Origin of the sequence: Salinivibrio sp. SS2 (assembly GCF_001722075.1) — a bacterium.
Lineage (GTDB): Bacteria > Pseudomonadota > Gammaproteobacteria > Enterobacterales > Vibrionaceae > Salinivibrio > Salinivibrio proteolyticus.
Genome location: NZ_MEBP01000083.1, coordinates 58115 through 71031 on the forward strand (window position 1 = coordinate 58115; position 12917 = coordinate 71031).

Annotated in this window: 13 protein-coding genes; 2 read left to right on the forward strand and 11 right to left on the reverse strand. The window is 51.5% G+C overall.

The window, feature by feature from the left end; all coding sequences use genetic code 11:
* Window positions 1-27: 27 nt before the first annotated feature.
* Window positions 28-654, reverse strand: a complete 627-nt coding sequence (lexA, locus tag BGK46_RS10065) for a transcriptional repressor LexA (protein ID WP_069589035.1) — start codon at window positions 652-654, stop codon at window positions 28-30.
* 203 nt (window positions 655-857) lie between these two features.
* Here lexA and plsB point away from each other — a divergent pair, with 203 nt between their 5' ends.
* Complete coding sequence (plsB, locus tag BGK46_RS10070) at window positions 858-3323, forward strand: glycerol-3-phosphate 1-O-acyltransferase PlsB (RefSeq protein ID WP_069589036.1); 2466 nt, start codon at window positions 858-860, stop codon at window positions 3321-3323.
* A gap of 69 nt (window positions 3324-3392) precedes the next feature.
* Here the strand turns inward: plsB and ubiA are convergent, their stop codons facing one another.
* Both ubiA and BGK46_RS10080 read right to left on the reverse strand, forming a co-directional pair.
* Entirely contained in the window at window positions 3393-4247 is an 855-nt protein-coding gene (ubiA, locus tag BGK46_RS10075) for a 4-hydroxybenzoate octaprenyltransferase (RefSeq protein WP_069589038.1), read from the reverse strand.
* A complete protein-coding gene (locus tag BGK46_RS10080) occupies window positions 4244-4786 on the reverse strand; it encodes a chorismate lyase (RefSeq protein WP_069589039.1) in 543 nt (180 codons plus the stop codon). Before BGK46_RS10080 ends, ubiA begins: the two co-directional genes overlap by 4 nt.
* Before the next feature lie 158 nt (window positions 4787-4944).
* On the opposite strand from BGK46_RS10080, the gene BGK46_RS10085 reads away from it, so the two are divergent.
* Window positions 4945-5364 carry a flagellar basal body-associated protein FliL gene (locus BGK46_RS10085; protein ID WP_069589058.1) on the forward strand — a complete coding sequence of 140 codons (420 nt, stop codon included), beginning with the start codon at window positions 4945-4947 and terminating at the stop codon, window positions 5362-5364.
* 14 nt (window positions 5365-5378) lie between these two features.
* On the opposite strand, the gene BGK46_RS10090 is transcribed toward BGK46_RS10085, so the two are convergent.
* From BGK46_RS10090 to ftsY, 8 genes are all read right to left on the reverse strand, one after another.
* Window positions 5379-6170: a DeoR/GlpR family transcriptional regulator gene (locus BGK46_RS10090; protein WP_069589041.1), complete on the reverse strand. Its 792-nt coding sequence runs from the start codon at window positions 6168-6170 to the stop codon at window positions 5379-5381.
* 85 nt (window positions 6171-6255) lie between these two features.
* Window positions 6256-7617 carry a glycerol-3-phosphate transporter gene (gene glpT, locus BGK46_RS10095; RefSeq protein WP_069589042.1) on the reverse strand — a complete coding sequence of 454 codons (1362 nt, stop codon included), beginning with the start codon at window positions 7615-7617 and terminating at the stop codon, window positions 6256-6258.
* 233 nt (window positions 7618-7850) lie between these two features.
* Window positions 7851-8681 carry a rhomboid family intramembrane serine protease GlpG gene (gene glpG, locus BGK46_RS10100; RefSeq protein ID WP_069589044.1) on the reverse strand — a complete coding sequence of 277 codons (831 nt, stop codon included), beginning with the start codon at window positions 8679-8681 and terminating at the stop codon, window positions 7851-7853.
* A 15-nt stretch (window positions 8682-8696) separates the two neighbouring features.
* Window positions 8697-9029, reverse strand: coding sequence for a thiosulfate sulfurtransferase GlpE (glpE, locus tag BGK46_RS10105; RefSeq protein ID WP_069589045.1), 333 nt, complete (start codon window positions 9027-9029; stop codon window positions 8697-8699).
* 316 nt (window positions 9030-9345) lie between these two features.
* Window positions 9346-10209 (reverse strand): RNA polymerase sigma factor RpoH, encoded by an 864-nt coding sequence (gene rpoH, locus BGK46_RS10110; protein WP_069589047.1) that lies wholly within the window; start codon window positions 10207-10209, stop codon window positions 9346-9348.
* Between the two features lie 120 nt (window positions 10210-10329).
* Window positions 10330-11352, reverse strand: a complete 1023-nt coding sequence (ftsX, locus tag BGK46_RS10115) for a permease-like cell division protein FtsX (RefSeq protein WP_371414195.1) — start codon at window positions 11350-11352, stop codon at window positions 10330-10332.
* Window positions 11267-11935 carry a cell division ATP-binding protein FtsE gene (gene ftsE, locus BGK46_RS10120; RefSeq protein ID WP_069589049.1) on the reverse strand — a complete coding sequence of 223 codons (669 nt, stop codon included), beginning with the start codon at window positions 11933-11935 and terminating at the stop codon, window positions 11267-11269. Before ftsE ends, ftsX begins: the two co-directional genes overlap by 86 nt.
* A 2-nt stretch (window positions 11936-11937) precedes the next feature.
* Window positions 11938-12917: signal recognition particle-docking protein FtsY (ftsY, locus tag BGK46_RS10125; RefSeq protein ID WP_069589050.1), on the reverse strand; the 980-nt coding region annotated here is incomplete at its 5' end.

A 12917-nucleotide genomic window follows, 5' to 3' on the forward strand; every position in this document is an offset into this window, starting at 1 on the left:
GCGAGCGACGCCCGTGCCAGAAACCTATTACATCCAATCGGCGTTACGGATCACACCCACAGCCACGCCTTCAATGGTCAGTGATTGTGCGGTTAAATCCACCGAGATCGGCATAAATTCGTCATTTTCAGCGTGCAATACCACTTGCGCGCCTTTTTTCTCAAGACGCTTCACGGTCACATCGTCATCAACGCGAGCGACAACGACTTGGCCATTGTGCACATCTTGGGTCTTGTGCACCGCCAGTAAATCGCCATCTAGGATGCCAATGTCTTTCATGCTCATGCCGTTGACGCGTAATAAAAAGTCTGCGCGCGGTTTAAACAAGGCAGGGTCAACTTGGTAATGGCTTTCGACATGCTCTTGCGCCAATATCGGTTCACCAGCCGCCACGCGACCAATCAGCGGCAAACCTTGATCTTCTGGGGCGACCACTTCTTCTTCGCAAATCAGACGAATACCTCGTGACGCGCCGGGAATAATTTCCAGCACCCCTTTACGGGCTAAGGCTTTTAGATGCTCTTCCGCCGCGTTCGCGGAACGAAAACCCAACTGACGAGCTATCTCGGCACGGGTCGGCGGCATCCCTGTCTCTTCGATATGGGCTTTGATTAAATCAAAAACCTGCTGTTGTCTCGCGGTTAACGGCTTCATGCTCTTACCTGTCTTTTTATACAGTTAACTGTGAGTATATCCAGTAATTAAATGCTTGAAAAGGCCTAATTCACGCAGCGAGAAGCGGATCTCATTGTGGCTTGAAACGGTGGGTTAGCGTAATTTCCCGACCTTTCGTTGCGAGTTCGCCGTACTTTTCTGCTATCCTTGGCGCGCATTTTGATTTTGAGGCGCTAACCGTTATGGCTCTCTGGCAAAAACTCTATTATAAGCTATTGAATTTGCCGCTCTCTGCATGGGTAAAAACCCACTGTATTCCATCCGAACCTATTGAGCAGCTCAACCTATCGTTAACACGGCCCATCGTCTATGTGCTGCCGTTTCACTCCCACACGGATTTACTGACCCTTAGGCGAACCTGTTTGCGTCAAGGGCTGCCTGATCCGTTAAAGCCCCTCACCATTGGGGATACCACCTTGCCGCGCTACGTGTTTATTAGCCACGGCCGCAAGGTATTTAGTGGTCAGCAAGATTTACCGGCCCGCTCGTTGGCGCACTTTAAAGATTTACTTAACCTTCATCGCCAAGACAGTGAGCTAGATATTCAGCTCGTCCCCGCCTCGGTGCTGTGGCAACGGGATCCGGGTAACGAAACGCAGCGTGATCAAGCGATTTTGCGCGCAATGAATGGCCCTGAGAAACTGTGGACCATTCTGACCCGTGGCCGTGATGGTATGGTGCGCATCAGCCAAGCAGTATCGCTACGCTATATGGCCGACAAGCACGGCACCGACCAAGCGATTGCGCACAAACTCGCGCGAGTGGCGATGATCCACTTCTCGCGTCAAAAACTCGCTGCCTCGGGACCTCGGCTCCCGAATCGCGCCTTGCTCTTTAAGCGTCTGCTGGCCTCGAAAGCGATCGACAAAGTGGTTCACGATGAAGCGCAAAGCCGCAATGTCTCGGTTGAGAAAGTGCGCAAAGAAGCGGTCGATATGATGGAAGAGATCGCCGCCAACTTCTCCTATCGCTTAATTCGCTATAGTGATCGCTTGCTGACTTGGTTGTGGAACAAGCTGTATCAAGGCATCAACGTCAACAACGCCGAGCGCGTGCGTCAGTTGGCGCAAGACGGCCATGAAATAGTCTATGTGCCCTGCCACCGCTCACACATGGACTACTTGTTGCTGTCGTATGTGCTGTACAAAGAAGGACTGGTACCGCCGCATATTGCCGCCGGCGTCAACCTCAACTTCTTCCCGGCTGGACCCTTATTCCGCCGTGGCGGCGCCTTCTTTATTCGCCGCAGCTTTAAAGGCAACCGCCTGTATTCCACCGTTTTCCGTGAATACTTGGCAGAGCTATTTGCTCGCGGCTATTCGGTCGAGTACTTCTCCGAGGGCGGCCGCTCACGCACAGGTCGCTTGCTACCGGCGAAAACGGGGATGCTTGCCATGACCTTGCAGGCCATGCTGCGTGGTCAACAACGCCCAATCACCTTGGTGCCCGTCTATATTGGCTACGAGCACGTGATGGAGGTCAGCACCTACGCCAAAGAGCTGCAAGGCCAACGCAAAGAAAAAGAGAGCTTTGGTCAAGTGGTAGGCATTGTGCGTAAGCTGCGTAACTACGGACTGGGTTACGTCAACTTTGGCGAGCCTATTCCACTGAACCAACACCTGAACGACAAGGTGCCGGACTGGCATGATTACATCAATCCGATTGAGCCGCAGAAACCCGCTTGGATGAATCCAGTGGTCAATGACTTGGCTGAAAAAGTAATGACTCGGATTAACGATGCGGCCGCCACTAATGCCCTGACCCTTTGTGCCACCGCACTGCTGGCCTCCCGTCAACGCGCCTTAAGCCGCGAGGCATTGGAGACCCAACTTGCGGTGTATCAACAGCTGCTTACACAAGCGCCGTATTCGGCCTGTTGCAGTGTGCCGCAAGACAGTCCCGCGGACTTAGTCGACCATGCTTTGTCACTGAATAAGTTTGTGGTCGAGAAAGACACCATGGGCGATGTGATCTCGCTGAACCGTCAGCAAGCGATTTTGATGACCTATTATCGCAACAACGTGATCCATTTGGTGGCGCTGCCTTCATTGATTGCGCAGATCCTGATCACCCACAAAACCATCAGCCAAAGTGGCTTACGCGCCTGCGTGCAGCAGCTTTATCCGCTGCTCAAAGCCGAGCTGTTTATGAGTTTTGACCAAGCCAGCTTAGATAGCTACTTTGATGCGCTATTGCATGCCATGCAGGCACAGTCGCTGATTTGTTGTAACGTCGATAAAGTGACCATGAACAATGCCAAGCTGGGTGAGTTGCAATTGCTGGGGCGTACCATCGTCGAAACCTTGCAACGCTATGCAATTACGTTGACCTTGTACACCCACCAGCCGCATATTGAAAAGCGTGATCTGGAAAAACACAGCCAAATGTTGGCACAGCGTTTAAGCCGCCTACACGGGATCAACGCGCCGGAGTTTTTTGATAAAGGCGTGTTCAGTACCTTTGTGGATACGCTCCGTGAGCAAGGCTATCTCGATGACGATGCCAAAGCTAATGCTGAGCGCATCCAAGCACTGAATAATTTGGTATGCGGGCTGATTTCACCAGAAGTCCAGCTCACCATTCAGGCAGTGCTGAACCAGCCACTGACGGGCCGAGCAGAAAACACCGAGTCCGACAGCGGGCAATAAGCATCCGATATTGAGCACTAAAAAAGGCGCATGATGCGCCTTTTTTTATGTGTCAGGGTCAGTGATTACTTAGAGGTATACGCCCGCTAAGACGCCCAGAAAAATCACTAAACCCACATAGTTATTGTTCATAAACGCCTGAAAGCAAGGCATTCTTTCTCGATCACGCACTAAATACTGCTGGTAAACAAACAACGCGAACGCGGCCAGCAAGCTCCAATGAAAGCCTGCAGACAGGGCCAGCCAATTTCCCACCAACATCAGCAGTAACAGTGTCGATAATTGCAAACCACCAATCGTCGCTTTGTCCCAACGGCCAAATAAAATGGCGGTCGATTTCACCCCGATCTTCAAATCATCATCTCGGTCGACCATGGCATAAAGGGTGTCATAGGCAATGATCCAACAGTTATTTGCCATAAACAAAAGCCATGCAACGGGAGGAATGGTGTCTTGCACGGCGGCAAATCCCATCGGGATCCCCCAACTAAACGCCAGCCCCAATACCAATTGAGGAAGATGGGTGTAACGCTTCATAAAGGGATAGACAAACGCCAAGGCGACGCCGACAAAGGACAGTTGAATGGTCAACAGGTTTTGCGTTAATACCAGCGCAAACGAGGCGAGAACCAAGCCAAAAAATAGCGCGAGCGCCTCTTTTTCGCTAATACGTCCAGACGGCAGTGGCCTATCCTTAGTGCGTTTAACATGGCCATCAAAATGACGATCCGCATAGTCATTAATCACGCATCCGGCAGCACGCATCATGTATACGCCCAATACGAAGACCGCCAACACATCGAAGGGTGGCAGACCGTCGGCAGCCAAAAATAAAGCCCACAAGGTTGGCCATAAAAATAATAAGGTCCCAATCGGACGGTCAAGGCGGGCCAGTTGAGCCAGCGCCACTAACTTAGGGCTCATGCGGGGATCTCCTTTCCGTACATGGGCGAATCAGGTAAAAACAATTCCGCCACCAACATCGGACGGTTATGCAGCCAAAGCCGCGAGCGACGCGCTTGAAGTCCACCCGTTGGCATCGTTACTTCCGCCACTTCAATCGCATCACGGCGCGATGCGCGCTGTTTAAAAACATGCTGACCTAACGGCACGGCGCCTAGGGCGTTCAGGTAACCGCCTTGTCCTTCAAGCGTGGAAGCGGGTAACAGCGTGCGCCCACAAACCCATGCGTGGCCGTCTCCCTTTAAGATCACTTCACGCACCACGCACGCCTCGTGACCGATTAATGCCACTTCATCCGTGGTCAGTTTATCCGGCGTCAGTTGATACACATTGACCACATCCACATCAAAGCGCTGACAGTGGCGCTTGAGTCGAGCCGTCATCGAATGCGATTCGAGTAACCAACTCCCATGTTGAGAGCGTTTTAACGCGGCGATATCTGGTCGTTCCCAGCGCGCTTGTTTCAGCGCCGCCAAATAGGTTTGATTTAAATCCGACATTGTTTCCTGTGCCACATCGCGCAAAATTCGCCCGCTTCATCCCCTCGGTGGCTTACAATATTGCTATACTCGGCTGGCAATTGTAGCAAGCCAGTCCCGATTGGAGAATGCAGGGCGGCCTAACCCTATCATATGAGCAACTGAATTGCTGGGTGGATATGAGAAAGATTCAAACCTTATGGATGGCCTTAGTCGGCCTATTATTACTGACCAGCTCGGCCGTGTTCGCTGAAGCAGAGGGTGATGGACAAGCGCCCAAATACAGCTATTTTTCCCTAGAGCCTGAAATCACCACCAACTATGTCACTGAGGGGAGCCGGCTCGGCTTTATCAATGTCAAAGTGGAACTGATGGTCGATGATCCGAAACTGGTGCGTGAGCTGGAGTACCATGCGCCGCTGATCCGTGATGCCATCATTGAGACCTTGAGTCAGCAAACCGTCACCAAGATAAAATCGCTATCCGGTCGAGAAGCAATCCGTAAAGCCTGCCTGGAGCGCGTCAATGAGCTCTTATTAGCAGAAACCAATCGACGCATTCTCGCCGATCTCTTGTTTACCAAGTACCTATACCAATAAGCGACCGTTATCTGCTACGCGGATAACGCATCTTGCTCAGCATCGCTGGGCACCACTTCAAGGTGGCCACCTTGTGCTAACAACATGTCGCGCACATTGCTCGGTGGCTCAGCATCGGTAAAGACCATATCGAGTTGGGTAATGTTGCCAAGATTCACCATGGCATTACGACCAAACTTGGTATGGTCGGCAGCCAGCATCACACAGCGGCTGTTATCTAGAATCGCTTTTTTGACACGTACCTCGTGGTAGTCAAAATCGAGCAGCGACCCATCATCATCAATGCCACTGATCCCCAAAATGCCGAAGTCGAGGCGGAACTGGGAGATAAAATCGAGGGTAGCTTCACCCACAATACCCCCGTCACGGTTGCGCACTTCGCCCCCAGCAATAATCAGGGTGAAATCCTGCTTGGGCATTAAGATAGCAGCGGCATTTAAGTTATTGGTCACCACCCGTAAGTTATGGTGATTGAGTAACGCGCGCGCGACCGCCTCCGGTGTGGTGCCGATATCAATAAACAAGGTCGCGCCATCCGGAATGTGCTTCACCAAAGCTTGAGCAATGGTGTCTTTTTCTTGCTGCTGCAAGACCTTACGCGTTGCATACGCGGTGTTTTCCGAACTCGACGGTACTGTCGCCCCACCGTGATGGCGGCGAATGTGGTTCTCTGCGGCCAATTCATTGAGATCGCGTCGAATCGTTTGCGGGCTGACATTGAAGCGCTCAACCAAGTCTTCCGTGCTCACGTATCCTTGTGACTTAACCAGATCAATGATTTGCTGATGACGTTTGTTTTGCTTCACTGCATCTCCCCTTACAAAAAGCCCCCGCGGTCACGGGGGCTTTCTAGTTTACTCATTGCCTATGGGCAATGCCAAGACTGATTGTTTAGGCAGCATGTGCCGGTGACTCACGACGCACGCGGCTCTCACCTACCCATGCTAAGCATAGGAAGAAAATCGCCAAGATACAGCCGCCGGTAAGGAGCATAAAGCCACCGTCCCAACCAAAGTGATCCACGGTATAACCCAATGCAATATTGGCCACCACGGCACCACCGAGGTAACCGAATAGTCCGGTTAAACCTGCCGCCGTACCGGCTGCTTTTTTCGGTGCAAGCTCAAGCGCATACAAGCCGATCAGCATCACAGGACCATAAATCAAGAAGCCAATCGCCACCAACGCGACCATATCGACGCCCGGATTGCCCGCAGGGTTAAACCAATAGACTAATACCGCCAAGGTGACTAAGACCATGAACAGCACACCCGCCGGCGCACGTGCTCCTTTGAAGAACTTATCTGACATCCAACCACACAGCAGTGTGCCTGGGATCCCCGCCCACTCGTAGAGGAAGTAAGCCCACGAGGACTTATCGACGGTAAAGCCTTTGGCTTCATCCAGATACACAGGCGCCCAGTCCAATACGCCATAGCGAATCAAGTAGACAAAGGCGTTAGCAATCGCGATGTACCACAAAAGACGGTTTTTCAGTACATACGTCACGAAGATATCTTTGGCGGTCATTTCCTTCTCAAAGGCTTCTTCGTCGTAGTTTTCTGGATAGTCGTTTTTGTATTCTTCAATCGGTGGCAAACCACATGATTGCGGGGTATCGCGTAGGGTTAACCAGATGAATACCGCGACCAAAGCTGCAAAAAACGCCGGGACATAGAAAGAGGCACGCCAGTCGTCATTGAACAGCCACAGGCCAAGCAAGAATAGCGGGCCAATCAAGCCGCCCCCCACGTTATGCGCCACGTTCCAAACAGACACCAGCTCACCACGCTCGCGGCGTGACCACCAGTGCACCATGGTACGCCCGCAAGCCGGCCAGCCCATGCCTTGTACCCAACCGTTAATAAACAGCAGGATAAACATAATGGTAATACTGCTGGTTGACCACGGCATAAAGCCAAAACAGAACATCACCAGCGAGGACATTAACAAGCCAGCACTCAAGAAGTAGCGAGGGTTAGAGCGGTCAGACACGCTGCCCATGAGAAATTTAGACAGACCGTAAGCGATCGAGACAGCAGCTAATGCAAAGCCAAGATCGCCGCGGCTAAAACCATACTCTTCAATAAGAAATGGCATCGCCAAGCTGAAGTTTTTACGCACTAGGTAGTAACCGGCATAACCGATAAAAATACCAATAAACAATTGCCAACGCAGTCGGGTGTAGGTTGAGCCGACTTGCGATTCTGGCAATCTTTGCCGGTGAGGTGCCGGACGAAAGATTCCAAACATGAGAGGGTTCCTCAGTAAGATGTACGCGATGGATAGGTAAAAGGGTTACAAATCAAAAGAGTGAGCATTGAAATATTCGAATACGCTCAACGGATGGAATATTCACTCAAAATGAAAACAAAAACCGTGAATCCTAACATAAATTATCGATCTAGAACAATAAAAATGTGCGTTCGAATAAAAAAAGAGCAGTAATCTGCTCTTTTTCGTTTGCGTTTGTTTGACGGACAATGTTAGGCCGCGCGTTTGGCATCCCAAAGGCCGAGTAAGCAACCGACGCCTAAGCCAAACACGTGCGCCATATTGGCGATATTCATACCCAGTGGTTGGAAGAACCCAATCACTAACCATGCCAACATAAACACGACATACGGTTTCTCAATGGTTAACCCGCGCTCGGGGGCGAGCCACGTTAACCACCATAAATAGCCTAAGAGCGCGTAAACCACACCGGATAAGCCGCCAAAATAAGGCCCTTCCAGCCAATATTGCCCCAGACCGGAGAAAAGGGCGGCAAAGAGGAAAATCTGCATCAGCTTGCTGCCACCAGCCCGTTGCTCGATACGTCCCCCAAGTACCCACCACCACAATAAGTTAAAGACGATGTGTAGCGCCGAGAAATGAAGCAAGGCGTGACTAAACAACCGCCACAATTGCCAGCGCTGCCCGCTGTCAGCGGGAAACAGCAAGCTGCGCACGACGACCTCAAACCCGCCCAAGATCATCATGGCAAACAAGGCGGCACACGCGATCATCACGGTAATCGTCACTGGACCAGATTTGTCTTTCACCGTTTGCCATAACCCTGCGGAGGGATAATGAAACCGAGCGTGACGGGTTTCCGCTACCTGCCAAGACGCAGCCTGATAGCGGCTATGCATAGGCTCCGCCACAAAACGGGCCAGTTCTTGTTCAACCCAGGCGGCTTGGCTGTCATCGACCAGCCATAACGCCACTTGGGCATCCGCTTCCGGTGCCAGCTCAATCGCCACCTTATGCGCTGCTGCATAATCGACAAATGCCTGCGCTAGCCGTGCGTTAGGCAGTACCGCCATTTTTTGCATAGAGGCTCCTTGCGCCTATTCCAGTCCTGACTCAGTCGGCAAGGCCTGACGATGCCAAGCCTCAAAGCCACCATCGACACTGTAGACAGACTCGAACCCTTGGTTAATTAAATACTGTGCCGCCCCTTGGCTGCTAATGCCGTGATAGCACATCACCAGTACGGGTTGATCAAAGTCGACCTGATCCATAAAGGCGACCAAGGTGTCGTTGGTTAAGTGAAAGGCACCTTGAGAGTGCGCCACTTGAAAGGTTTGTGGATCACGAATATCCACTAATACTGCATTTTGCTGATCATCACGCAGCATTTCCCACGCATCGGTCACAGAGATATGAGCAAACTGATCCATACCTAATTCCACTCCACTCACAGAGTTATTCCCAAAGTTATGTAGCACAATGCTATCGCGCCACTCGTTATAAACGGCATTGTACCTGAGTTTATACCGCCTCGCTTGTTAGACAGGTTAAGGCATGGTCATTTATTGATCGTCTGTGGAAAAAGGTGTGGATTGCGTTGATAAGCGAAGATCGTTGAATAGGATCCACTAGATATAGATCTGATCATGGATAAGTTGTGAATAAGTTACGTGAAACTTTCTAACTCCGATGATCAACAGATATAAAAAAACCGGCCCGCGGGCCGGTTTATTCGCATGGATAGCGCTATAGGGCGTCACCCATGGCATGTTTCAGTTTCTTCATCGCATTTTTTTCAAGCTGGCGAATCCGCTCAGCCGAGACTTGGTAATGATCCGCCAAATCTTGCAACGTGGCCTTGTCATCATCCAACCAACGTGCGCGAACAATGTGTTGGCTTCGCTCATCCAATGCAGCCAGTGCATGGGCAAGACGTCGGTTCGCGTGCGATTCCCAGTTTTCCGCTTCTAGCGAGGCCGCCACATCAGAGCTCTTGTCTTCTAAATAGTAGACTGGAGCCATGGCGGCGCCATCACGCTCATCATCGGCGTTTGCTGGGGCTTCGAAGGTCGCATCTTGCGCGGCGAGACGTGCTTCCATCTCGCGGACTTCTGCAGCATCTACACCAAGTTGCTCCGCCACCATGTTCACTTCATCGTTGTTAAACCACCCCAAGCGCTTTTTGTTTTTGCGCAGGTTAAAGAACAGCTTACGCTGTGCTTTGGTGGTTGCCACTTTAACGATACGCCAGTTACGCAGCACGTACTCGTGAATTTCGGCTTTGATCCAGTGCACCGCAAAGGAGACAAGGCGAACGCCGACTTCTGGGTTAAAGCGTTTGACCGCTTTCATCAAGCCGATGTTACCTTCTTGCACTAAATCTGCCATGGGTAAGCCGTATCCGGTGTATCCACGGGCGATATGAACAACAAAACGTAAGTGCGAGAGGATCAGCGATTTCGCTGCCTCAAGATCACCATGGTAATGGAGACGCTCGGCCAACGCATGCTCCTCTTCGGCAGTGAGCATGGGGTGGCTATTCACCGCCTGCAGGTAACTGTCTAAGTTATCCTGTGCGATGGGGGCCAGTGCGTACATCTCTTTTGTCATTCAAACCTCGTTTCCGAATCGTCGAAGACCGAATTGCTGATTAAGCATGCAAAAATATACCCAAGCGGGGTAAAACTGCAAGCCCTGTTGTGTGTCTCGTGCTCTATGACCGCAATAAGTCTACACAGGTTCAATTTCTTTTAGATGACGACGTGTCGCCAGCACCGCGGCCAGCACCCCTAATAGGGTGGACACCATCAACAATAGCAAAGATTCATCCCAACCAAGTCCGGTGAGCGTAAAGCGATTGTCATAAAGCTGTGCCAATTGACTGACCGCCGCATCCATTAAAAACGTATTTAATGCGGTAATCACCCATGCCAACACCGCCGCCAATCCGCCTAACCAAGCGCCCATGTAGAGATAGGGACGCAAAATAAAGCTGTCGGTTGCCCCCACCATCTTCATCACTTGAATACGGGATTGATGATGGAGCACCTGTAACCTCAGGGTATTGCCGACCACTAGCAGCACCGCTGCCAGCATCAGCCCCGAGAACAACCAAGCCAAGGTGATAGCGATGTGCTTGATCGCTTCCAGTCTGGCTAGCCAATCGCTGTCGAGACGTACCTCTTCGACACCATCCAATGCAGTGAGCTTCGCCGATAACCCTTGCGCCACTTGGCTGAGCGCAACCTGTGTTCCGCTGTCAGAGGCAGACACATCGACGCGCGGCACGACCACTAACACCGCCGGAAGTGGGTTGTTGTCGAGCAAGCTAACGGCCTGCTCAAAGCCACGTTGGACACGCAAAGTATCGAGCCCTTGTGAGGGCGAAATATAGGTCACACTGGCCACATCAGACCAACCGCGAATATCGCTAGCAAGGGCTTGCGATTGTGCCTCGGTCTGCGCTTTATCAAGATAGACACTCAACTCCGCTGGGTTGTGCCATTGGTCGGTCACTGCCAAGACGTTTTTAGCCAGTAAGTAGAAAGTGACTGGCAAAGACAGGGCCACGGCCAGTACCGTCAGGGTGAGCAAATTCCCAACCGGGCGTTGAAAGAGATCTTGCCATGCCGCGCGTGCGTGTCGGCGCTGGGTTTGTACAAAGCCTTCAGCCATGACGTACCTCCGCCAAGCTGCCTTGATTGAGTTCAAAACGACGCAAATGGCGATATTGTTCAAGCAAGGACGTATCATGGGTGGCCATTAGAATGGTAACGCCCACTTGGTTGAACAAGCGAAAGAGCTCCATGATTTGCGCCGATAATGCAGCATCCAAATTACCGGTTGGCTCATCGGCCAGCAGCACTTGGGGACGATTCACCACCGCACGGGCAATTCCAACACGTTGCTGTTCACCCCCTGACAACTGAATAGGATAACAACGCGCTTTATCCAGTAAGCCGACTTTATCCAGCGCCGCCGAAACCCGCTTTTTGATCTCGTTGTCTGACTGTTGCTCAATACGCAAAGGGAGCGCGACGTTTTCATACACAGTCGCGTCCATCAATAGCTTGTGATCTTGAAAGATGATCCCTAAATGACGGCGCAAAAAGGGAACATCTTGACGAGGGATCCGAGAAATATCATGACCATTGAAAAAAATCTGCCCATCACTGGGCCGCTCAATGGCACAAATCAGCTTCAGCAAGGTGCTCTTTCCCGCGCCAGAGTGGCCGGTAAGCAGCGCCATATCACCCTTAGGCAAGTCGAAATTCACTTTTTGCAGTGCTTGGCGGCCGCCTCGATAGGCTTTACTGACCTGCTGAAACTGGATCACGGTTACTCCTCCCGGCTAAATAAGGCCTCGATAAAGTCATTGGCATTGAAGGTGCGAAGATCCTCAATGCCTTCGCCTACCCCAATATAGCGGATGGGAATATTAAATTGTTCAGCCACGGCAAAAATGACGCCACCTTTGGCGGTCCCGTCCAATTTTGTGAGGGTAATACCGGTTAGCGGCGCAATGTCATTAAACAGTTTCGCTTGGCTGATCGCGTTTTGTCCGGTGCCAGCATCAAGGGTCAGCATCACTTCATGCGGCGCGCCAACATCCAGTTTTTGCATTACACGCACAATTTTACGTAGCTCTTCCATCAAGTTGGCTTTGTTTTGCAAGCGTCCCGCGGTGTCGGCAATTACCACATCCACATTACGGGCTTTCGCCGCCTCAATCGCATCATAAAGCACAGAGGCACTGTCAGCGCCGGTGTGCTGGGCAATCACAGGTACGTGATTACGCTCGCCCCAAGCCTGAAGTTGCTCGACAGCGGCGGCTCGGAAGGTGTCACCAGCAGCTAGCATCACCGATTTGCCTTGGTCTTGGAATTGACGCGCCATCTTGCCGATGGTGGTGGTTTTGCCCACCCCGTTCACGCCAACCATTAAGATCACATAGGGCTTTTGATCGCTAATCACCAGCGGCTGTTCGACTTTTTCCAGCATCTGCGCCATTTCTTGTTTGAGAATGCCATACAGGGCTTCCCCATCTTTCAGATCGCGACGGCTAGCTTTATCGGTCAGGTTATCAATGATTTTGGTGGTTGCTTCCATGCCCACATCGGCAATCAGCAACTGTTCTTCAAGCTCTTCGAACAGTTCATCATCGATCTTTTTGCCACTAAATAGGCCAAAGAACCCAGATCCTAAGTTGGTCTTGGTTTTTTGTAAGCCACGTTTTAGGCGGGCAAAAAAGCCTTCGCGCTGCGGTCTTTCCCGCTCGCGAACCGCAGCAGATTGTGAGTCTGGCTCTGGCTCTGGCT

What these genes read in the sequence shown, in the direction of transcription:
- ubiA (WP_069589038.1), bottom strand. Translation starts at nt 4,247, where the DNA reads ATGAGCCCTAAGTTAGTGGCGCTGGCTCAACTGGCCCGCCTTGACCGT.
- glpG (WP_069589044.1), bottom strand. Translation starts at nt 8,681, where the DNA reads ATGCAAAAAATGGCGGTACTGCCTAACGCACGGCTAGCGCAGGCATTT.
- lexA (WP_069589035.1), bottom strand. Translation starts at nt 654, where the DNA reads ATGAAGCCGTTAACCGCGAGACAACAGCAGGTTTTTGATTTAATCAAA.
- glpT (WP_069589042.1), bottom strand. Translation starts at nt 7,617, where the DNA reads ATGTTTGGAATCTTTCGTCCGGCACCTCACCGGCAAAGATTGCCAGAA.
- glpE (WP_069589045.1), bottom strand. Translation starts at nt 9,029, where the DNA reads ATGGATCAGTTTGCTCATATCTCTGTGACCGATGCGTGGGAAATGCTG.
- BGK46_RS10085 (WP_069589058.1), top strand. Translation starts at nt 4,945, where the DNA reads ATGAGAAAGATTCAAACCTTATGGATGGCCTTAGTCGGCCTATTATTA.
- BGK46_RS10080 (WP_069589039.1), bottom strand. Translation starts at nt 4,786, where the DNA reads ATGTCGGATTTAAATCAAACCTATTTGGCGGCGCTGAAACAAGCGCGC.
- ftsX (WP_371414195.1), bottom strand. Translation starts at nt 11,352, where the DNA reads ATGATACGTCCTTGCTTGAACAATATCGCCATTTGCGTCGTTTTGAAC.
- rpoH (WP_069589047.1), bottom strand. Translation starts at nt 10,209, where the DNA reads ATGACAAAAGAGATGTACGCACTGGCCCCCATCGCACAGGATAACTTA.
- plsB (WP_069589036.1), top strand. Translation starts at nt 858, where the DNA reads ATGGCTCTCTGGCAAAAACTCTATTATAAGCTATTGAATTTGCCGCTC.